Genomic DNA, 21044 nt, shown 5'->3' on the forward strand with positions numbered 1-21044 from the left:
GCGTGCACGTCACCACCGAGACGAGCCCCGGACACGCGCTCGAGGCGCGTGACCTCACCAAGACGTACGGAACCGCGCTCGCCGCCGCGCGGATCGGGTTCGTCGTACCGCGCGGATCGGTGACCGGGTTGTTCGGACCCGTCGGTTCCGGCACGTCGACCACGCTGCGAATGCTCCTCGGGCTCGTACAGCCCGACGAGGGTGCGGCGCTGGTGGAGGGCCTGCCGTACGCGGCACTCGTCGAGCCGGGCCGCGCCGTCGGTGCCGTGCTCGGCGGCGGCGGCGCGCACCCCCGCCGCACGGCGCGCGCACACCTGCGCACTCTCGCGCCCGTCCTCGGTGTCGCCGACTCCCGTGTGGAGGAGGTGCTCGCACTCGTCGGTCTGCACGACGTCGCCGGTCGCCGCGTCGGCGAGTTCTCTCTCGGGATGCGGCAGCGCCTCGCGCTCGCGGCGGCACTGCTCGGCACACCTCGCATCCTCGTGCTGGACGAGCCGACCGACGGTCTCGACCCCGGCGGCATCGTGTGGCTCCGCGACTTCCTGCGCGGATTCGCTCGTGCGGGCGGCTCCGTTCTGGTGTCCGGCCACGTCGTTCGCGAGCTCGAGGCGGTCGTCGACCACGTCGTGATCCTCGACCGCGGCTCGGTCGTCTTCCACGGCAGTATCGGTGAGCTCCGCGGTACCCGTCCCGCCCGAATCCTGGTGCACAGTTCGAACCCCGCCGCCCTGGCACTGGGCCTCGCCGCGTCCGGCCACACCGACGCCGTGCTGGGTCCCGACGGCCGACTCGTGGTCACCGGTGTCGGCGAGGCCGTGATCCGGTCGACGGCGCACGCGTCCGGGGTGACCGTCCACGGAACCGTGGTGTCCGCCGTGGACCTCGAGCAGATCTACCTGTCCCTCACGACCCCGGTCGGTCCGCATCCAGCCCTCACCGGAGCTCGGCGATGAGCCCCACGGCAGGCGGTCTGCTCCGAGCGGAGATCCGCCGGGTCGGATCGTTGCGGTCGTGGTGGGCACTGGGTCTACCGCCCGTGCTGATCGGCGGATTCGCCAGCGCCGTGTACGCCGCCATCGCGTCGTCGGACGCGCTCACCGGCGTCGACGACGCCAATCGCGTCGCCGCTCTCATCGGGTTGTACGTCACCGTGGGCGTGTCGGTGCTGTTCGCCGCCGTGTTCGGCGCGGTGCACGCCGCGACCGACCTGCGCCACGGCGCCGCGTCCACGACCTTCCTCGCCGCGCCGCGTCGCGGTCAGGTGGTGGCCGCCAGGATTCTCGTCTCGGCCGCCGTCGGTGCCGCGTACGCCGTGGTGTCCGTCCTCGTCAGCGTGGCGTCGCTCGCACTGTTCGGGGGCAACACAGTGGTGGACGACGGACTGGTGATCGCGGTCTGTCTTCTCGGCATCGTCGTCTCCGCGCTGTGGTGTGTCCTCGGCTGCGGGCTCGGGCTGCTCACCGGCTCCCCTGCCATCGCGGCGATCGTCGTGGTCGCGTGGCTACCGATCGGAGAGCTCGTCGTGATCGCGGTGCTCAGCGGCATCGGCGCGGAGGCGGTCGCCGCCCTGCTCCCCGGAGCCACCACCGTCGCGATCATGGCAGCGGACAAGGGGACGGACGGCGACATGCTGCTTCCGTTCTCCGCTGCCGTCATCGGACTGCTGCTGTGGACCATCGGCATCGCCGGAGCCGGGTGGCTGCGCACCACTCGCCGAGACGTGACGTGAGCACTCCCGATTCGCGAGGGTGGATCCGCAGGCTGGCGTCGGACTGCTTCGCTCATCGCCGCGTCGCGGTGGGCGCACTCGCGGTGACCTTCGTGGCCGCTGCCATCGACATCATGTTCCCCCTCCTCACCCGCGCCGCCGTCGACGGCGCGTCGGCCAGCCGCACCGACCACATCGCCACCATCGCCGCGGCCATCGCGGGACTGGCCGTCGTCCGCTTCGCGTGCCAGTTCGGGCGGCGCCTCCTCGCCGGCGCCCTGTCCATCGACGTGCAACACGGACTGCGCCAACGCCTGCTCGCGTCGCTGCACCGCCTCGACGGCGAGCGGCAGGACGAGGTGCAGGTCGGTCAGGTGGTGTCGCGCTCGATCACCGACCTGCAGCTGGTGCAGGGTCTGCTCGCCATGGTCCCGTTGTCGGCGGGCGCCCTGCTGCAGTTCGTCCTGGCTCTCGGCGTGATGGCGTACCTGTCGCCGCTGCTCACCCTGGTGGCGCTCGCCGTCGTACCGGCCATCAGCGTGCTGGTCGTCCGCATGCGCCCCACGCTGTACGCGGCCACCTGGTCGGCCCAGCAGCAGGCCGCGGAACTGGCCGGGCACGTGGAGGAGACGGTCACCGGTGTGCGCGTGGTCAAAGGCTTCGGCCAGGAATCGCGTGCCGTGGACACGCTGGAGCGCATCGGCCGGCGGCTGTACGCCGAGCGCCTGCGCGCCGCCGTCGTGAACTCCCGATTCGCCCCCGGCATGGCGGCGCTGCCGCAGCTCGGTCTGGTGGGTGTGGTGGCCCTGGGTGGGTGGTCGGCTCTGTCCGGTTCCATCACCGTCGGCACGTTCCTGGCCTTCGCGAGTTACGTCGCCACGATGGCCGCCGTGACCCGGACACTCACGTCCGTCGTGGTCATGGCCCAGCTGTCCCGTGCCGCGGTCGAACGGGTGTACGGCGTCATCGACACCCGGCCGGCGCACGAGGAACCCGAGAATCCGGTACCGATCCCGGACGGACCGCTGGGGCTGCGTCTGCGCGACGTCCGATTCGGCTTCGACCCCGACGCCCCCGTGCTCGACGGACTGGACCTCACGGTCGCGCCGGGCGAGACGGTGGCGGTGGTGGGCCCCTCCGGCAGCGGCAAGTCGACCCTGTCCATGCTGCTGCCGCGGTTCTACCGACCGTCGTCGGGCAGCATCGTGCTCACGTCCGAGAACGGCGACGTCGACATCGCCGACCTGTCCGCCGACGACCTCCGCGCGGCGGTGTCGGTCGCGTTCGACGATCCGTTCCTGTTCTCCTCCAGCGTCGCGCGCAACATCGCCCTCGGTGCCCCCGACGCGTCGGAGGCGAGTGTCCGCGACGCGGCCACGCGCGCCATGGCCGACGACTTCGTCCGCGACCTGTCCGACGGTTACGACACCACGGTGGGTGAGCGCGGGCTCTCGCTGTCCGGTGGCCAACGCCAACGCGTCGCGCTCGCGCGGGTCCTGCTGTCCTCCCCGCGCGTCCTGGTCCTCGACGACGCCACCTCGGCCGTCGATGCCCGCACGGAGGCAGCGATCTTCGACCGGCTGCGTTCCGGTCCACGCCGGACGACGGTGGTGCTCGCGCACCGCCGGTCGACGCTCGCGCTGGCCGATCGCGTCGCCGTCCTGGACCGGGGGCGCATCGTCGAAATCGGCACCGAGGCCGAACTCGACGAGCGTTGCCCCCTGTTCCGCGCGCTGATGTCCGGCGCAGGCGAGAAGTCCGAGCCGGCGCAGGACGACGTGTCCGCCGACTCGCTGTGGCCGGACGACGGCGACTCCACCGAGTTCGCGTCCTCACCCGCCTCCCGCGCGAGCGCGGACGGCGCGGCTGCCGGCGGCCCTCCCGGCCCGGGCGGTCACATGGCGTCGTCACTCGGCGGCGCCGTGCCCACCGAGGCCATGACCGAGATCCTGACCCGACTCGCCCCGGCCGACGAGGACCCGCGCGTCGACACCGCGACGGCTCGGCGGGACGAGTCGACGTTCACCCTGCGGCGCACCCTCGCCCCCGTCGCCGGACTGCTCGCGGTGGTCATGGTCTGCCTGGCGTTCGACTCGGCCGTCACCATCGCCTTCCCGTCGATCGTGCGGTTCGCCGTCGACCACGGTGTCGCCGAGAGGTCCACCGGAATCCTCGCGGCGGTGTCGGGCATCGCGCTGGCGCTGGTGATCGTCGACTGGCTCGTGGTCCGCACCATGACGGTGGTGACCGCGCGGGCCGGTGAGCGCGTGCTCTTCGGGCTCCGCGTCCGCAGCTACGCACACCTGCAGCGTCTCGGCCTCGACTACTACGAGCGAGAACTGTCCGGCCGGATCATGACCCGCATGACGACCGACGTGGACGCGTTGTCGGCGTTCATGCAGACGGGTCTCTCGACGGCCGTCGTCAGCCTCCTGACGATCGTCGGCGTGTCGGCCGCCTTGATCCTCACCGACGGCGTCCTCGCCGCGGTGGCCCTGTCGGTCGTCCCGATCCTGGTGGTGGCGACGCTGGTGTTCCGCCGCATCTCCGCTCGCGCGTACTCGACGTCACGCGAGCGCATCTCGGCCGTCAACGCGGAGTTCCAGGAGAACGTCACCGGACTACGGGTCACGCAGGCGTACCGGCATCAGACGGCTGCGGCACGCTCGTTCCTCGCCCGCTCCGAGTCGTACCGCCGCAGCCGGATGCGGTCGCAACGGGCCATCTCGGTGTTCTTCCCGTTCATCGCGTTCCTGTCGGACCTCGCCCTCGCCGCCGTGGTCCTCGTCGGTGCGTACCGCGTGGCCGACGGGCGCACCTCGGCCGGCGCCCTCGTCGCCTTCGTGCTGTACCTGGGTCTGCTCTTCGGCCCCATCCAACAGTTGTCCCAGGTGTTCGACGGCTATCAGCAGGCGTCCGTGGGTCTCACTCGCATCGGTGACCTGTTGCGCACCCGCAGCTCGATCGAGCAGGCCGGGTCGTCGACGCCGGTCTCGGTCCCACCGCGACTGCGCGGCGACATCGCGCTGAAGGACGTCACCTTCCGCTACGCCGGGGCTCCGCGGGATGCGCTGACGTCGGTCGACCTGCACGTTCCGGCGGGATCGACGGTGGCACTGGTGGGTCGCACCGGCGCCGGCAAGTCGACCATCGTGAAGTTGATGGCGCGGTTCTACGACCCGACCACCGGGGACGTCGTCGTGGACGACGTGCCCGTGCGGTCGTACCCGCTCGGCGACTACCGCCGACGTCTGGGAGTCGTTCCGCAGGAGGCGCATCTCTTCAGCGGCACCATCGCTTCCAACATCGCTTTCGGGCGTCCGGACGCGACGCGCGCCGACATCGAGAGCGCGGCCCGCGCCGTGGGGGCACTGCCCGCCATCGCCACACTCCCTCTCGGCATGGCGACGCCCGTCGGAGAACGTGGCCGCGGCCTCGCGGCGGGAACCCGGCAGTTACTGGCGCTGGCGCGCGCCGAGCTGGTCGATCCCGACATCCTGTTGCTCGACGAGGCGACGGCGACCCTGGACCCGGCGACGGAACGAGCCGTCCTGGACGCCGGCCGCACCGTGACCACCCGTCGGACATCGGTGATCGTGGCGCACCGCCTCGCGACCGCCGCGCGGGCCGATCTCGTCGTGGTGGTCGACGACGGGCGCATCATGGAGAGCGGAACCCACGAGAACCTGGTGCGCTCGGACGGTTTCTACGCCGAACTCTGGGAAACCACCGAGGGACGTACCACGGCTGCGAGTGGCGCGGGTCACGCAGCCGACGACGGCACGACCACGCCACACACCGGTGAAGCCGATCACAAGGGTGATCCGGACACACGGCCGCGGACCGAAAGGTCTAACCTTGATCGTGCCGTGCGCTGAGCGAGAACGAAGAAGGAAACGAGGCGAACACCTGCCGTGAGCAGCAGCTCTACAACACAGTTCGGACAGAATCAGTGGTTGGTCGACGAAATGTACCAGCGTTTCAAGACCGATCCGTCGTCGGTCGACGAGAGCTGGCACGAGTTCCTCGCCGACTACACGCCCGAGCAGAACGGTAGCGGCGATCCCGCCACCGACACCGAGACCACCACAGCCGCACCCGCTTCCGCGAAGGCAGCTGCGCCGAAGGCGGACAAGCCTGCTGCGCCGAAGGCGGAGAAGCCTGCCGCGCCGAAGGCCGACAAGCCTGCCGCCGCGAAGACCGACAAGCCGGCACCGAAGGCGGAGACCAAGCCCGTGACCACAGCTGCCCCCGCGAAGTCGACCGCCGCCGCCGGGCCGGCAGAGAAGAAGTCCGCGGCCGTGCCGCCCGCACAGCCGGAGTCGGACGCGCCGAAGGAGGACACGACCAAGGTGCTCCGCGGCGCCTCGGCCGCGGTCGCCAAGAACATGGCCGCCTCGTTGCAGATCCCGACGGCCACCAGCGTGCGCGCCATCCCCGCGAAGCTGATGATCGACAACCGTCTCGTGATCAACAACCACCTCGCGCGCACCCGCGGTGGCAAGATCTCGTTCACTCACCTGCTCGGCTACGCCATCGTGCAGGCGGTCAAGTCGTTCCCCAACATGAACCGGCACTTCGCCGAGATCGACGGCAAGCCCAACGCGGTCACCCCCGCGCACACCAACCTCGGCCTCGCCATCGACCTGCCGGGCAAGGACGGTTCGCGGTCACTCGTCGTCGCCGCGATCAAGGGGTGCGAGGAGTTCACGTTCAACCAGTTCCACACTGCCTACGAGGACATCGTCCGTCGTGCGCGCGACGGCAAGCTCACCGCCGCCGACTTCAGCGGCGTCACGATCTCGCTGACCAACCCGGGCACCATCGGCACCGTGCACTCGGTTCCACGTCTGATGAACGGCCAGGGCACCATCATCGGCGCCGGCGCCATGGAGTACCCCGCCGAGTTCCAGGGCTCCAGCGAGGAGCGCATCGCCGAGATGGGCGTCGGCAAGCTGATGACGCTCACCTCGACGTACGACCACCGCCTCATCCAGGGCGCGGAGTCGGGCGACTTCCTTCGCACGATCCACAACCTGCTGATCAGCGACGAGTTCTACGACCAGATCTTCCACGGTCTGGCCATCCCGTACGAGCCAATCCGCTGGCGTCGCGACCTGCCCACCGGCGGCGTCGACAAGAACACGCGCGTCCTCGAGCTCATCGCGGCCTACCGGAACCGTGGCCACCTCATGGCCGACACGGATCCGTTGATGTTCACCAAGGACAAGTTCCGGATGCACCCGGACCTCGACGTGATCAGCCACGACCTGACGTTGTGGGACCTCGACCGCGAGTTCCAGGTCGGCGGCTTCCACGGCCAGGACAAGATGAAGCTGCGCGACGTGCTCAGCGTGCTGCGCGACTCCTACTGCCGGCACGCCGCCATCGAGTACACGCACATCCTCGAGACCGACCAGGTGGCGTGGCTCCAGGAGCGCGTCGAGGCCAAGCACGTCAAGCCGACGGTCGCTCAGCAGAAGTACATCCTGAGCAAGCTCAACGCGGCCGAGGCGTTCGAGACGTTCCTGCAGACGAAGTACGTCGGACAGAAGCGCTTCTCGCTCGAGGGCGCGGAGTCCGTCATCCCGATGATGGACTCGGTCATCGACCAGTCCGCCGAGCACGCCCTCGACGAGGTCGTCATCGGCATGCCGCACCGTGGACGCCTGAACGTGCTCGCCAACATCGTCGGCAAGCCGTACTCGAAGATCTTCACCGAGTTCGAGGGCAACATGAACCCGGCCGCCGCACACGGGTCGGGCGACGTGAAGTACCACCTCGGTGCCGAGGGCAACTACATCCAGATGTTCGGCGAGAACGACATCAAGGTGTCGCTCACGGCCAACCCCTCGCACCTCGAGGCGGTCGACCCGGTCCTCGAGGGCCTGGTCCGCGCCAAGCAGGACATGCTGAACAAGGGCGACTCGTCCGACGGCTTCTCCGTCCTGCCGCTCATGCTGCACGGCGACGCGGCCTTCGCGGGCCAGGGCGTGGTGGCGGAGACGCTGAACCTCGCGCTGCTGCGCGGGTACCGCACCGGCGGCACCGTGCACATCGTCGTCAACAACCAGGTCGGCTTCACGACGGCGCCGGAGCACTCGCGCTCCAGCGAGTACTGCACCGACGTCGCGAAGATGATCGGCGCACCGATCTTCCACGTGAACGGCGACGACCCGGAGGCGTGCGCCTGGGTGGCTCGACTGGCGGTCGACTTCCGTCAGAAGTTCCACAAGGACGTCGTCATCGACATGATCTGCTACCGCCGTCGCGGCCACAACGAGGGTGACGATCCCTCGATGACGCAGCCGGCGATGTACGACGTGATCGACACCAAGCGCAGCGTCCGCAAGAGCTACACCGAGTCGCTCATCGGTCGTGGCGACATCAGCCTCAAGGAGGCCGAGGACGCACTCCGCGACTACCAGGGCCAGCTCGAACGCGTCTTCAACGAGGTGCGCGAACTCGAGAAGTACACACCGGAGCCGAGCGAGTCCGTCGAGCTCGACCAGCAGCTGCCCGCCAAGCTCACCACCGCGGTGGACAAGTCGGTTCTGCACCGCATCGGCGACGCGTTCGTCAACGTCCCGGACGGTTTCACCGTGCACCCGCGCGTGCAGCCCGTCCTCGACAAGCGTCGCGAGATGGCCTACGAGGGCAAGGTCGACTGGGCGTTCGGCGAGCTGCTCGCACTCGGCACGCTGATCGACGAGGGCAAGCTCGTGCGCATGTCCGGCCAGGACACCCGTCGCGGCACGTTCACGCAGCGGCACTCGGTCATCATCGATCGCAAGACCGGTGAGGAGTACACGCCACTGCACAACCTCGGCAGCGACGATCCGGGCAAGTTCCTGGTCTACGACTCCGCGCTGAGCGAGTACGCGGCGGTGGGCTTCGAGTACGGCTACTCCGTGGGCAACCCGGACGCTCTGGTGCTGTGGGAAGCGCAGTTCGGCGACTTCGTCAACGGTGCCCAGTCCATCATCGACGAGTTCATCTCGTCCGGTGAGGCCAAGTGGGGACAGCTCTCCGACGTCGTGCTGCTGCTGCCGCACGGCCACGAGGGCCAGGGCCCCGACCACACCTCGGGACGCATCGAGCGGTTCCTGCAGCTGTGCGCCGAGGGATCGATGACGGTCGCGGTGCCGTCCACGCCGGCGAACTACTTCCACCTGCTGCGTCGTCACGCACGTGACGGCATCCAGCGGCCCCTGGTCGTGTTCACCCCGAAGTCGATGCTGCGCAACAAGGCTGCGGTCAGCAACATCGAGGACTTCACCGACGGCAAGTTCCACTCCGTCTTCGACGAGCCCACCTACGACTCGGGCGACGGTGACCGCAAGAAGGTCGAGCGGGTGCTCATGGTCAGCGGCAAGCTGTACTACGAGCTGCTCGCCTTCAAGCAGAAGAACAAGCGGGACGACGTCGCCATCGTGCGGGTCGAGCAGCTCTACCCGATCCCCAGCCGCCGCATCGCGGAGGCGCTGGACGGCTACCCCAACGCCACCGAGTACCGGTGGGTCCAGGAGGAGCCGGCCAACCAGGGTGCGTGGCCGACGTTCGGTCTCGCGTTCCCGGAGCTGCTTCCCGAGCGTCTGTCCGGCATCAAGCGCGTCTCGCGGCGTCCGATGTCCGCACCGTCGTCGGGTTCGAGCAAGGTCCACGCGGTCGAGCAGGCCGAGATCATCGACACTGCCTTCAACGGGTGATCGTTCACCTGTGACGCTGCCACTGAGCCGGGTCGAGTTCACTCCACGGAGGGGATTCGACCCGGCTTCGTGGTATCTGCAGGTACCCGTGGTCGCCGAGATCGTGCGCACCGGGCTCGACTTCGACAGTCCTGTGACCGTGATCGTCGGGGAGAACGGAACCGGGAAGTCGACGCTGATGGAGGCGCTGGCCGCGTGCTGGGCCTTCGGTCTCGGTGCGGCCGACGCGATGTGGTCACCCGGCGGCGGGGCGCAGGACACCGACCTGCACAAGCACCTGACGTGCCACGGTGCCCGACCGCGGCCGCAGGGCGGGTGTTTCCTGCGCGCCGAGACGATGCACGGATTGTTCGAGTCCGCGGACGCACGGCGAGTCCGCGACACCGACGTCGTCTACAACGCGCTGTCCCACGGACAGTCGTTTCTGCGCTATGTCGCGGATCGCCCTGTCGCAGTCGGACTCTGGTTGATGGACGAGCCCGAGGCGGCCTTGTCGTTCCAGTCGTGTCTGGCGTTGATCTCGGTGATGAAGGAACTGGTCGAGGAGGGCTCACAGATCGTGATGGCGACGCACTCGCCGGTGCTCGCCGCCATGCCGGGTGCACGCGTGCTCGAACTCGGCGAGGACGGTCTGTCGTCCACGACGTGGGAGGAGGCGCAGGTCGTCCAGGACTGGTCGGCGTTCTTCGACGCCCCCGACCGGTTCCTGCGCCACCTCTGACACGCCTAGGCGGTCGGGGCCTCCGGCAACGTGACGACCTGGCCGGCGAACGACAGGCCGGCACCGAAACCGAGCAGCAGGGCGGTGTCGCCCTTCTTCGCCTTGCCGGTGCGCAGCACCTCCTCCACCGCGAGCGGTATCGAAGCGGCCGAGGTGTTGCCGGCCTCGGCGATGTCGTGTGCCACCGGGATGTCCTCGGCGAGCTCGAGGCTCTTCGCCAGCAGATCGGTGATGCGGGAGTTCGCCTGGTGCGGCACGAAGACGTCCAGCTCGGAGGCCTTGACGCCCGCCTTGTCGAGGGCCTCGCGCGCCACCTTGGCCATCTCGAACGCCGCCCAGCGGAAGACCGCGATACCGGTCATCGCGATCCACGGACGATCGGCGTTCGGATCCTCCTTCAGGTCCGCGAAGTACTGCAGCCAGTCCTTGTCCTGCTTGATGGCGTCGGCCTGCGAGCCGTCCGAACCCCAGACGACCGGTCCGATGCCGGGCTCCTCGGTGCGGCCGACGACCATGGCGCCGGCACCGTCGCCGAAGATCATGCGCGTGCCGCGATCGTCGGGTCGCGTCGTGACGCTCAGGTGCTCGGTGCCGATGACCAACACCTTGTCCGACGTGCCCGCGCGGACCATGTCCGAGGCGAGTGCGAGGCCGTAGCAGAAGCCCGCGCAGCCCGCGCCGAGGTCGAAGGCGCCGGGGCCACCGGTGCCGAGTGCGTCCGCGATGATCGACGCGGCGGGCGGTGTGAGCAGCAGGTGAGTGGACGTCGCGATGATGACGCAGCCGATCTCGGCGGCATCCACGCCGGAGTTCTCGAGGGCGCGGCGTCCGGCCTCGATCGACATGGAGACCACGTTCTCGTTCTCCCCGGCGAAGCGGCGGGACTCGATGCCCGTACGGGTACGGATCCACTCGTCGCTCGAGTCGATGGTCTTGCAGATCTCCTCGTTGGTGACGACACGCTCGGGCCGGTAGGCCCCGATACCCAGGATTCCCGAGTGTCGCGTCTCGGTCGGGATACTGATCTGCGCGCCCATCGAAGGCCGTCCTCTCGTGCTGCCGACCGCCGCTCGTGCGCCGGTGTACGCCCTCACGTTACTGGTGCGGACCCGTCGATCGAAGGGGGTGTCGCTCGAGGTGTCATCCCGCGTCGGCACTCGCCCACGACAACTCGGTCGTGTCCGCCGTCGGCAGCGCCACGGCAGGCAGCGCGTGCACCAGCAGTTCGATCAGCTCGTCCCGGCTGAGGTCCTCCTGGTTCAGCCAGGTGATGGTGACCTCCTCGCAGAACGCCACCCAGCCGCGGATGGCCAGCGCGATCCGCGGGGTGCGCTCGACACCGAGCAGCGGGAGCTGCGACACCGTCCGTTCGACCATGACGTCGCGGGTGCGCTCGAAGACGGCCCGCATGTCGGGATCCCCGCTCGCGGTGCCGCGCAGCAGCGAGACGTAGCTGGAGCGGTGCTCGGTGACGTAGTCGACGTAGGACGCGAGTGCCACGGCGAGCGTCGTCAACGGGTCGAGCCCGACGGGCGGCTCGGTGGCGTCGAGCATCTGTCGGCTGGTGTGCTCGACGATCGCGACGTGGAAGTCGTGCTTGGACGAGAAATAGTGGAAGAGCAGCCCACGCGACACGCCCGCCTGGTCGGCGATGTCCTCGACCGAGATGGCGTCCAGCGTGCGCTCCGAGAGCATCTCGACCCCCAGGTCGATGAGCTGGGCCCGCCGCTGTTCCGGACTGAGCCGCGTTCGCTTCACGCTGTCCATGCGCTCCATACTACTGAACGTTCGTCAGTAACTGTTGACCTGCGCTCAATAAGGACCTAGTCTGGGTTCATGAGTCTTCCAGTTACAGATACCGACGCTGTCGCTGCACGCTACGTCGACACCATCATCATCGGCAGCGGTTTCGCAGGACTGGGCGCCGCGATCAAGCTGAGCCAGCAGGGAAGCACCGATTTCCTGGTCCTCGAGCGCGGCAGCGACGTCGGTGGCACGTGGCGCGACAACACCTACCCCGGTGCCGCCTGCGACGTGCCCTCGCACCTCTACTCGTACTCGTTCGCGCTGAATCCGGACTGGACCCGCTCGTTCTCCCGTCAGCCGGAGATTCAGAAGTACATCGAGAGCGTCGCGCGGCAGTACCGCGTGTACGACCGCCACGTCTTCGACTGCCACGTCGAGTCGGCCCGCTGGAACACCGCCACCTCGCAGTGGGACATCGTGACCACCCGGGGGAACTTCACGGCCAAGAAGGTCGTGTCCGCCGTCGGCGCCCTGTGCGAGCCGAACCTCCCGGACATCGCCGGCATCACCGATTTCCAGGGCGAGATCTTCCACTCGGCCCGCTGGAACCACGACGCGAGCCTCGAGGGCAAGCGCGTCGCCGTCATCGGTACCGGCGCCTCCGCGATCCAGATCGTCCCGGCCATCGCGCCGACGGTCGCCCATCTCGACGTCTACCAGCGCACCGCCCCGTGGGTCCTCCCGCGCTTCGACCGCGAGTACACCCGCATCGAGAAGCTGGCGTTCAAGTACCTCCCCGGCTACCAGCGTCTGTCACGCACCGGCATCTACGCCGCACGTGAGACCCAGGTCGTCGGCCTCACCCGCGTCCCCAAGCTCATGAAGGCGTTCGAGTTCATCGCGCGCCGACAGATCGCGAAGGGCATCCGCGACACCGAGCTGCGCCGCAAGGTGACGCCGAACTTCCGCATCGGCTGCAAGCGCATGCTGATCTCCAACAACTACTACCCGGCACTGGATCGACCGAACGTCGACCTGGTGACCGACGGTATCCGTGAGGTGCGGGCGCACTCCATCGTGACGGCCGACGGAACCGAGCGTGAGATCGACGCCCTGGTGGTCGCCACCGGATTCCACGTGACCGACTCCCCCACCTTCCAGGGCATCTTCGGCAAGGACGGCCGCTCGCTCGCCGAGGTCTTCGACGAGCGCGGACAGCAGGGATACAAGGGCGCCACGGTCGCGGGCTTCCCCAACCTGTTCTTCCTGGTCGGACCCAACACGGGCTTGGGGCACACCTCGATGGTGTTCATGATCGAGTCGCAGCTGAACTACGTGATCGACGCGCTCAACACGATCGACAAGCACGATCTCGGTGTCGTCGAGGTGCGCCGCGAGGTGCAGGACGAGTTCAACGCCGACCTGCAGACCAAGCTGAACAAGACGGTGTGGCTCAACGGCGGGTGCGCGAGCTGGTACCTCGACAAGCACGGCAACAACACGACGCTGTGGCCGGACTTCACCTTCGAGTTCCGCCGCATCACCCGCAACTTCGACCTCGAGGCATACGACGCCCTCGCGGCCGGCGACGTCACGAGGCCTGTGAGCGCCGTCGACGGCACCCCCACCCCTGCGACGACCGACAACGACGACGAGAAGGCGATCTCCCGATGAGCGAGTTCCGTGGACGAGTGGCCGTGGTGACCGGAGCCGGATCGGGGATCGGCCGTGCGCTGGCTCTCGAACTGGCGTCGCGCGGAGCACGACTCGCGCTGTCCGACGTCGACTCGGTCGGCCTGGCCGCCACCGTGGCGGCCGTGGAGCAGCGCGGCGGAGAGGTCCGCAGCGACCACCTCGACGTCAGCGAACGCGGCAGCGTGCTCGACTACGCGGAGACCGTGCGTCGGCACTTCGGTGTGGTGAACCAGGTCTACAACAACGCCGGCATCGCCTTCCACGGCGACGTCGAGAAGACCGAGTTCAAGGATCTCGAGCGCGTGATCGACGTCGACTTCTGGGGCGTCGTCAACGGTACGAAGGCATTCCTCCCGCATCTCGTCGAGTCGGGAGACGGTCACGTGGTCAACGTGTCCAGCCTGTTCGGCCTCCTCTCGATCCCGTCCCAGTCCGCGTACAACGCAGCCAAGTTCGCCGTGCGCGGCTTCACCGAGGCGTTGCGCCAGGAGATGCTGATCGCCCGCCACCCGGTGCACGTCACGTGTGTCCACCCGGGCGGCATCAAGACGGCGATCGCCCGCAACGCGACCGTCGCCGAGGGCCAGGACCAGAAGTCGGTGGCCGAGTTCTTCGACCGTCGCCTCGCGAAGACCACCCCGGAGCAGGCCGCCCTGGTGATCCTGCGCGGAGTGGAGAAGAACAAGGCCCGCGTGCTCATCGGCAACGACGCCCGCGCGCTCGACGCCCTCGCCCGCATCACGGGATCGCGGTACCAGGACATCATCGTCAGGCTGTCCTCGCGCGTCCTGCCGCGGACGACCACCCAGCGGTAAGGCTGACGGTAGGTTCGGGCGATGCGACCGATGACTCTGCCGTTGCCCATGGTGTCGCGGGTTCTGAAGCCCGTGTTCCGGGTGATTCTGAACCCGCGCCTCCCGGTTCCGGTGCAGCGCACACTGCTCGAGGTCGCGGCCCGGTCCCTACCGCTGCCGGAGGGCACGGTGATCCGCAGCGAGACCGTGGGCGGTGTCCCGGTCGAACGGGTCACCGTCGGTGCCACCGTCCGCCGCACCGCCGTGTTGTATCTGCACGGCGGTGCGTACACGCTGGGGTCGCCGCTGACGCACCGCGTCGTCACGTCGTCGCTCGCCCGCGACACTGGCGCCGTCGTGGTGGCGGCGCACTACCGTCTGGCTCCGGAGCATCCCTGCCCGGCCGCGCTCGAGGACGCACTGGCCGTGTTCGACGGGCTGGTTGCCGACGGTGTCGCGGCCGATCACATTGCCGTGGTCGGTGATTCGGCCGGCGGCGGTCTGGCCGCGGCGACGACACAGGCGCTCGTCGACCGTGGCACACCACCGTCGTGCGTCGCGATGATCTCCCCGTGGGCCGATCCGGCGGACCAGGACTTCCCGGCGCCGCGCGACTTCCTGCTCGACGCTCGCTGGTTGCGGAACTCGGCGCGGCAGTATCTGGGCGACGGCGACCCGACCGATCCGCGCTACGCCCCCGTGCGTGGCACGTTGACCGGCTTCCCCTCGACGTTGATCCAGTACTCCGCCGACGAGATCCTGCGGCCCCAGATCCTTCGCTTCGTCGACGCATTGACCGAGGCCGGTGTCTCCGTGCGGTGCACCGAACTCACGGATCTGTGGCACGTCGCCCACCTGCAGGCCACCCTGCTGGCCGAGGCGGCGACAGCGGTCCGGGAGATCGGCGCCTTCGTCCGCGACGCGACCGCCCACTCAGAACGACTGCGTCCCTAGCCAACTCGCGGCAACCGCGCCCGGATCCTCGCCGCCGCGGACACGGTCGACCATCTCTGCGAGATCCGCGGTGGTGAGTTCGCCGGCGATGATCTGCAGCGGACGGTCCAGCGTCTCGTCCACGGAGCCCTTGCGGACGAGGGGGACGAGGACGTCGGCAGTGAGGCCGTCTCGATCGTCGGCGAGCACCACGTCGGTCGCATCGACCACGGCGACCCGGTCCGTGGCCCGGACGATCGTCACCTCGGTGGGGCCGGCAGGAGCGAACGCACAGTCGTAACTCTCGGCGAGGGCCCGTGTCACCGCGGACGCATCGACGGCCGGGTCGACGGCGGCGGACAGGCGGGAACACTGCGGAGACAGAGCCGACAGAGTGGCTTCGGGGAGAGCCGATCCCGCGGCCGCGGTGACGGACACCGTCGGCCCGTTCTCGGCGAGACCCTGGTCGGTGACCGCCAGCCACTCCGGCAGTGCACGCGCCAGATCGGCGTAGACGTCCTCCGGCGCCCGCGCGGCGGACGACGGATCCAGTTGCGCCAGAAACGATCCGGTGAAGCCGGGGACGAGCGCGACCGAGGCGTCGTCGAGGCCGGCGAGCGCGCCGGGGAGACCGTCGACCGTGTCCACCCGAGCGGCCGCTCCCCCGCGTGACAGCGCGTCGGCGTACAGGTGCGCCAGCACCGTCTGCACCGGAGTTCCGGTGTCGGCGACCACCAGCGGCTGCGAGCGCGTCGTCCCCTCGGGGCCGCCGGTACTCGAACACCCGGCCACCACCGAGGCCGCGAGGAGCGCCGCGACGGCCGACCTGCAGACCTGCATCGACCATCCTCTCGAACCCGGTACCGGCGTTCCGGCGCCGAAAGCGGGCCGGTGTCGGGGCCTATCGTTACACTCGAACAGTGAACACGACACGTCGCACCACCTCACGTTCCGTGCGCGTCGCCGCCACCGCTCTGGTGGCCGCTGCAGCACTCACCCTGTCCGCCTGCGGCGGCGACTCCGATCCACTGAGCAGCGGCGGTGAGGGTGGTAGCGGAGGCGATCCGAACACCATCGTCGTCGGTTCCGCGAACTTCACCGAGTCCGAGATCATCGCCAACATCTACGCCGACGCGTTGAAGGCCAACGGCTTCGACGCCAGCACACGCCTGTCCATCGGCAGCCGTGAGGCCTACATCCCGGCCGTGCGCGACGGCTCCATCGACCTCATCCCGGACTACACCGGAAACCTGTTGCTGTACTTGGACCCCGAGGCCACGGCCACGGCGCCCGACGAGGTGAACACCGCCCTCACGGCGGCACTGAGCGACGATCTCCTGGCATCCACGCCGGCCCCCGGCGAGGACAAGGACGCCGTCGTCGTCACGCGGGACACCGCGACGCGCTGGAACCTGACCAACATCGCCGATCTCGCGCCGTACGCGGGTGAGGTCAAGTTCGGTGGGCCGCCCGAGTTCGCCGAGCGTCCCGTCGGCCTGCCCGGCCTGCGCGACAAGTACGGCGTCGACATCCCGGCCGCCAACTTCGTCCCGATCTCCGACGGCGGCGGCCCGGCCACCGTGGCCGCCCTCGCTGCGGGGGACATCACCGCGGCGAACCTGTTCACCACCACGCCCGCGATCGTCGAGAACGACTTCGTGGCACTGGGCGACCCGGACAACAACTTCCCGGCGCAGAACGTGGTCCCGGTCTACAACTCGTCGAAGAAGTCGGACAAGCTCACCGCCGTCCTCGACGCCGTGTCGGCCAAGCTCACGACGGTCGAGTTGCTGGCGCTGAACCAGGAGGTGTCGGGCGACGCGAAGACCGAGCCCGCCGCCGCCGCGAACGCCTGGGTCGTCGAGCAGGGTCTGGACAAGCCGGTCTCGTGATCTCGTTCGAGGGAGTCACCAAGCAGTACCCGGACGGAACGCTCGCGGTCGACTCTCTCGATCTCCGGATCGAGGACCGGTCGTTCACCGTCTTCGTCGGCCCGTCGGGCTGCGGCAAGACGACCTCGATGCGGATGATCAACCGGATGATCGAGCCCACGTCGGGCACGATCAGCGTCGATGGTCGAGACATCTCGACCGTCGACGCCGTCAAGCTTCGGCTGGGCATCGGTTACGTCATCCAGAGCGCCGGCCTGCTGCCTCACCGCACCGTCGTCGACAACGTCGCCACCGTTCCGGTGCTGACGGGTCGTTCACGCAAGGAGGCCCGTCGCGACGCGATGGAGGTCCTCGAGCGCGTCGGCCTCGATCTGTCGCTGGCCACCCGGTACCCCGCTCAGCTGTCGGGCGGCCAGCAGCAGCGCGTCGGGGTCGCGCGTGCCCTGGCGGCAGATCCTCCGATCCTGCTGATGGACGAGCCGTTCAGCGCCGTCGATCCGGTGGTGCGCGAAGACCTGCAGACCGAGATGCTCAGGCTGCAGGCCGATCTGAAGAAGACCATCGTCTTCGTCACGCACGACATCGACGAGGCCATCAAACTCGGCGATCGCATCGCCGTGTTCGGCACCGGCGGAACGTTGCAGCAGTACGAGACCCCGGACGTGGTGCTGTCGGCTCCCGCGACCGACTTCGTCGCGTCCTTCGTCGGTCGGGACCGCGGCTACCGTGGATTGTCGTTCCGCCACGGTGACGGGGTGTCCCTGCATCCCATCACGACGGCGTCGGAACAGGACGCGGCGTCGATCCGTCTCGACCAGGGCCAGTGGCTTCTCGTCGTCTCCGCCGAGGGCCGTCCGCGAGGCTGGATGGACGTCACCGGCCTCGAGGCGCTCAAGTCCGGCGCCAGCATCGCGGACAGCACCTCCGCGGGCGGTTCGCTGTACCCGCCGTCGGGCGATCTGCGACAGGCGCTGGACGCGGCCATCTCGTCGCCGTCCGGCGTCGGCGTGGCGGTCGACGCGAACGGCGCCGTCCTCGGCGGTATCGACGCCACCGAGGTGGTGGCGTTGCTGGCGGACCAGCGTCGAGCCGAGGACCGCGAGCGCGGCCGCCAGTACTTCGAGAAGCCCTGATGCGCTGGCTGATCGACAACATCGACATCGTCCTCGAGCTGACGCGGACCCACCTGTACCTGTCGCTGGTGCCGCTGCTCGTCGGACTGGTCGTCGCGGTGCCCGTGGGCGCGGCCGTGCGCACGGTGGGCTGGCTGCGGCGCCTGACCCTGGTGGTGGCGAGCGTCGCGTTCACGATCCCCTCGCTCGCACTGTTCGTCACCATCCCGCTCATCGCGGGACTGCGTGTCCTCGATCCGTTGAACGTGGTCATCGCGCTCACGGTGTACTCCACGGCGCTGCTCGTCCGCGCAGTGCCCGAGGCACTCGACTCGGTGTCCCCCGCCGTCGTCGACGCGGCCACCGCGGTCGGCTTCGGACGGTTCCGCCGCGCCGCGACCGTCGAACTGCCGCTGGCACTCCCCGTGCTCGTCGCGAACGTCCGCGTCGTCGCGGTCACCAACATCTCGATGGTGTCGGTCGGGTCGGTCATCGGCATCGGTGGTCTGGGGCAGCTCTTCACCCAGGGCTACCAGCGCGACTACCCCGACCAGATCCTGGCGGGCATCATCGCGATCGTCGTGTTGGCCCTGGTCTTCGACGCGCTGCTGTTCCTGCTCGGGCGTGCGTTGACGCCGTGGACCCGCGCCGGTGCGCCCTCGACGCGCCGGCGACGAGTGACGGAGGCCCGCGCATGAGCATCTTCTCCGACGCGATCGGCTACATCCTCGACGGCGCCAACTGGTCCGGCGGCACCGGCATCGCGACGCGTCTCACCGAGCACGTCTGGTACAGCTTCCTCGCCGTGCTGTTCTCCGTCGTCGTGGCGGTTCCGCTGGGACTGCTGATCGGGCACCTGCGCCGCGGCGAGGTGGCCCTGGTCGGCCTGGTGAACAGTCTGCGCTCGCTGCCGACGCTCGGCGTGCTGACGTTCCTCGTCCTGCTGCTCGGGCTGGGCCTGGTGCCACCACTGATCGCCCTCGTGCTCCTGGGTATTCCGCCCATCCTCGCCGGGACGTATGCGGGTGTGTCCAATGTCGACGCCACCGTCGTGGACGCGGCACGGGCGATGGGCATGACCGAACGCCAGGTGCTGCTGCGGGTGGAGATTCCCAACGCGCTGCCGCTGCTGCTCGGGGGCATCCGCAACGCCACCCTGCAGGTCATCGCCACCGCCACCGTCGCCGCCTTCGTCAACCTGGGCGGCTTCGGGCGGTACATCTTCGACGGTCTGGCGCTCTACAGCTACGACCGAGTGGTGGTCGGCGCCATCCTGGTGGCCGTGCTGGCTCTCGTGGCGGACGGCCTGCTGGCCCTCGCCGTGTGGGTCTCGGCGCCCGGGACGGGGCGGCTGCGCCGCGCGCCCCGTCTCTGAGACCTCTCAGGCGACGCCGTCCGCCTTCGCAGCCGCGGCCACTGCCGCCGCGACGGCCGGAGCGACCCGCGGGTCGAGTGGGCTGGGCACGATCATGTCGACGCTCAGATCGTCGCCGACCACGGACAGGATCGCGTCCGCGGCGGCCAGCTTCATGTTCTCGGTGATGCGCCGCGCGCCCGCATCGAGAGCACCGCGGAAGACACCGGGGAACGCCAGCACATTGTTGATCTGGTTGGCGAAGTCGCTGCGTCCGGTGGCGACGATGCCGGCGTACTTCTTCGCGTCCTCCGGATGGATCTCCGGGTTCGGGTTGGACAGGGCGAAGACGATGCTGTCGTCTGCCATCGAGGCGATGAGCTCGTGCCCGATCTGTCCCGCGGAGACCCCGAGGAACACGTCCGCATCGGTCAGGGCGTCGGCAGCCGTCCCGGAGAGGCCGCGGGGGTTGGTACGCGAGGCGAGGTCGACCTTCACGGGATTGAGGTCGGCGCGATCCGCACCGACGATGCCCTTCGAGTCGAGCACCACCACGTCCGAGATGCCCGCGGCGAGCAGGATGTTCGCGCACGCGACGCCCGCGGCTCCCGCACCGGAGATGACGACACGCAGACCCGCGAGCTCGCGCTTCTGCACTGCCACAGCGCCTTTCAGCGCAGCCAGGACGACAATGGCCGTACCGTGCTGGTCGTCGTGCATGACCGGGCAGTCGAGTGCCTCGACGACGCGCTTCTCGATCTCGAAGCACCGGGGTGCCGAGATGTCCTCGAGGTTCACGGCTCCGAAGCTGGGCCGCAGGCGGATCAGCGTCTCGACGATCTCGTCGACGTCGTTGGTGTCGAGCACGAGCGGGATCGAGTTGAGGCCGGCGAACTTCTTGAACAGTGCCGCCTTACCCTCCATGACGGGCAGCGAGGCGCGCGGGCCGATGTCGCCCAGACCCAATACCGCGGAGCCGTCGCTGACCACCACCACGAGTCGCTCGGTCCAGGTGTACTTGTTCACCAGCTCCTGATCGGCGGCGATCGCACTGCTCACCTTGGCCACCCCGGGGGTGTACGCGATGGAGAGGTCGCGCTTGGTCTCGAGCGGCGCGGTGAGCTCGACGGACAGCTTGCCGCCCACGTGGCTGAGAAAGATCTCGTCGTCCGTGATGGTCGTGAGGTCGTCGCGGGCAGGCCGGAGGCCGGTCGTGTGTTCGGTCGGATCTGTTGCGGCGGTCACTGGGCGCTCCTTCATCGTCCGCACGGAGGGTGCGGATCACAGGCGTGAGGGGAAGTCGAGATGCGCGCCCGGGGGATGAGAACCGAGGGCAGGCGACATCTCGATGCGTGCGCGGCGGGTGAGCCGACTTCGCGC

At 69.0% G+C, this 21044-nt stretch carries 16 protein-coding genes; 12 read left to right on the forward strand and 4 right to left on the reverse strand.

Annotated features, from left to right (window positions below; genetic code table 11):
• Nucleotides 1-2: 2 nt before the first annotated feature.
• The 5 genes from ASG69_RS09535 to ASG69_RS09555 are packed head-to-tail and all read left to right on the forward strand — an operon-like array spanning nt 3 to nt 10138.
• The gene (locus tag ASG69_RS09535; protein WP_056442561.1) at nt 3-953 is read left to right on the forward strand and encodes an ATP-binding cassette domain-containing protein; all 951 of its coding nucleotides are present in this window, start codon (nt 3-5) and stop codon (nt 951-953) included.
• Complete coding sequence (locus ASG69_RS09540) at nt 950-1729, forward strand: ABC transporter permease (protein WP_037183839.1); 780 nt, start codon at nt 950-952, stop codon at nt 1727-1729. Before ASG69_RS09535 ends, ASG69_RS09540 begins: the two co-directional genes overlap by 4 nt.
• Complete coding sequence (locus ASG69_RS09545) at nt 1726-5586, forward strand: ABC transporter ATP-binding protein (protein WP_156380486.1); 3861 nt, start codon at nt 1726-1728, stop codon at nt 5584-5586. Before ASG69_RS09540 ends, ASG69_RS09545 begins: the two co-directional genes overlap by 4 nt.
• A gap of 36 nt (nt 5587-5622) precedes the next feature.
• Entirely contained in the window at nt 5623-9417 is a 3795-nt protein-coding gene (locus ASG69_RS09550; protein ID WP_082544354.1) for a multifunctional oxoglutarate decarboxylase/oxoglutarate dehydrogenase thiamine pyrophosphate-binding subunit/dihydrolipoyllysine-residue succinyltransferase subunit, read from the forward strand.
• A gap of 10 nt (nt 9418-9427) precedes the next feature.
• Nucleotides 9428-10138: an AAA family ATPase gene (locus tag ASG69_RS09555; protein ID WP_235578909.1), complete on the forward strand. Its 711-nt coding sequence runs from the start codon at nt 9428-9430 to the stop codon at nt 10136-10138.
• 5 nt (nt 10139-10143) lie between these two features.
• Here ASG69_RS09555 and ASG69_RS09560 read toward each other — a convergent pair whose 3' ends face one another.
• On the reverse strand, nt 10144-11175 hold the full coding sequence (locus tag ASG69_RS09560) for a beta-ketoacyl-ACP synthase III (protein ID WP_027503832.1): 1032 nt from the start codon (nt 11173-11175) through the stop codon (nt 10144-10146).
• Nucleotides 11176-11278: 103 nt separating this feature from the next.
• Complete coding sequence (locus ASG69_RS09565) at nt 11279-11905, reverse strand: TetR/AcrR family transcriptional regulator (protein WP_027503833.1); 627 nt, start codon at nt 11903-11905, stop codon at nt 11279-11281.
• Between the two features lie 69 nt (nt 11906-11974).
• On the opposite strand from ASG69_RS09565, the gene ASG69_RS09570 reads away from it, so the two are divergent.
• The 3 genes from ASG69_RS09570 to ASG69_RS09580 are packed head-to-tail and all read left to right on the forward strand — an operon-like array spanning nt 11975 to nt 15327.
• Nucleotides 11975-13558, forward strand: a complete 1584-nt coding sequence (locus ASG69_RS09570; RefSeq protein ID WP_027503834.1) for a flavin-containing monooxygenase — start codon at nt 11975-11977, stop codon at nt 13556-13558.
• The gene (locus ASG69_RS09575; protein ID WP_056442564.1) at nt 13555-14394 is read left to right on the forward strand and encodes an SDR family NAD(P)-dependent oxidoreductase; all 840 of its coding nucleotides are present in this window, start codon (nt 13555-13557) and stop codon (nt 14392-14394) included. The genes ASG69_RS09570 and ASG69_RS09575 overlap by 4 nt, the downstream gene beginning before the upstream one ends.
• Before the next feature lie 21 nt (nt 14395-14415).
• On the forward strand, nt 14416-15327 hold the full coding sequence (locus ASG69_RS09580; protein WP_056442566.1) for an alpha/beta hydrolase: 912 nt from the start codon (nt 14416-14418) through the stop codon (nt 15325-15327).
• On the opposite strand, the gene ASG69_RS09585 is transcribed toward ASG69_RS09580, so the two are convergent.
• Nucleotides 15307-16146 carry a glycine betaine ABC transporter substrate-binding protein gene (locus ASG69_RS09585; RefSeq protein ID WP_056442569.1) on the reverse strand — a complete coding sequence of 280 codons (840 nt, stop codon included), beginning with the start codon at nt 16144-16146 and terminating at the stop codon, nt 15307-15309. The genes ASG69_RS09580 and ASG69_RS09585 overlap by 21 nt on opposite strands.
• A gap of 80 nt (nt 16147-16226) precedes the next feature.
• Here ASG69_RS09585 and ASG69_RS09590 point away from each other — a divergent pair, with 80 nt between their 5' ends.
• Genes ASG69_RS09590 through ASG69_RS09605 form a run of 4 tightly spaced genes read left to right on the forward strand, consistent with a single transcriptional unit; the run spans nt 16227 to nt 19685 of the window.
• A complete protein-coding gene (locus tag ASG69_RS09590) occupies nt 16227-17198 on the forward strand; it encodes an ABC transporter substrate-binding protein (protein ID WP_027503838.1) in 972 nt (323 codons plus the stop codon).
• Nucleotides 17195-18331, forward strand: a complete 1137-nt coding sequence (locus ASG69_RS09595) for an ABC transporter ATP-binding protein (RefSeq protein ID WP_056442572.1) — start codon at nt 17195-17197, stop codon at nt 18329-18331. The genes ASG69_RS09590 and ASG69_RS09595 overlap by 4 nt, the downstream gene beginning before the upstream one ends.
• Nucleotides 18331-19008 carry an ABC transporter permease gene (locus tag ASG69_RS09600; protein WP_056442575.1) on the forward strand — a complete coding sequence of 226 codons (678 nt, stop codon included), beginning with the start codon at nt 18331-18333 and terminating at the stop codon, nt 19006-19008. Before ASG69_RS09595 ends, ASG69_RS09600 begins: the two co-directional genes overlap by 1 nt.
• A complete protein-coding gene (locus ASG69_RS09605; RefSeq protein ID WP_056442577.1) occupies nt 19005-19685 on the forward strand; it encodes an ABC transporter permease in 681 nt (226 codons plus the stop codon). The genes ASG69_RS09600 and ASG69_RS09605 overlap by 4 nt, the downstream gene beginning before the upstream one ends.
• Nucleotides 19686-19691: 6 nt before the next feature.
• Here ASG69_RS09605 and ASG69_RS09610 read toward each other — a convergent pair whose 3' ends face one another.
• Complete coding sequence (locus tag ASG69_RS09610; RefSeq protein WP_082544356.1) at nt 19692-20924, reverse strand: NAD(P)-dependent malic enzyme; 1233 nt, start codon at nt 20922-20924, stop codon at nt 19692-19694.
• Nucleotides 20925-21044 lie beyond the last annotated feature (120 nt).

This window comes from Rhodococcus sp. Leaf225 (assembly GCF_001426145.1).
Classification (GTDB): Bacteria; Actinomycetota; Actinomycetes; order Mycobacteriales; family Mycobacteriaceae; genus Rhodococcoides.

Bases quoted from the DNA above. Each gene is read 5' to 3' on its own strand.
- ASG69_RS09540 (WP_037183839.1), top strand. From the start codon at position 950: ATGAGCCCCACGGCAGGCGGTCTGCTCCGAGCGGAGATCCGCCGGGTC.
- ASG69_RS09560 (WP_027503832.1), bottom strand. From the start codon at position 11,175: ATGGGCGCGCAGATCAGTATCCCGACCGAGACGCGACACTCGGGAATC.
- ASG69_RS09565 (WP_027503833.1), bottom strand. From the start codon at position 11,905: ATGGACAGCGTGAAGCGAACGCGGCTCAGTCCGGAACAGCGGCGGGCC.
- ASG69_RS09570 (WP_027503834.1), top strand. From the start codon at position 11,975: ATGAGTCTTCCAGTTACAGATACCGACGCTGTCGCTGCACGCTACGTC.
- ASG69_RS09575 (WP_056442564.1), top strand. From the start codon at position 13,555: ATGAGCGAGTTCCGTGGACGAGTGGCCGTGGTGACCGGAGCCGGATCG.
- ASG69_RS09580 (WP_056442566.1), top strand. From the start codon at position 14,416: ATGCGACCGATGACTCTGCCGTTGCCCATGGTGTCGCGGGTTCTGAAG.
- ASG69_RS09585 (WP_056442569.1), bottom strand. From the start codon at position 16,146: ATGCAGGTCTGCAGGTCGGCCGTCGCGGCGCTCCTCGCGGCCTCGGTG.
- ASG69_RS09600 (WP_056442575.1), top strand. From the start codon at position 18,331: ATGCGCTGGCTGATCGACAACATCGACATCGTCCTCGAGCTGACGCGG.
- ASG69_RS09605 (WP_056442577.1), top strand. From the start codon at position 19,005: ATGAGCATCTTCTCCGACGCGATCGGCTACATCCTCGACGGCGCCAAC.
- ASG69_RS09610 (WP_082544356.1), bottom strand. From the start codon at position 20,924: ATGAAGGAGCGCCCAGTGACCGCCGCAACAGATCCGACCGAACACACG.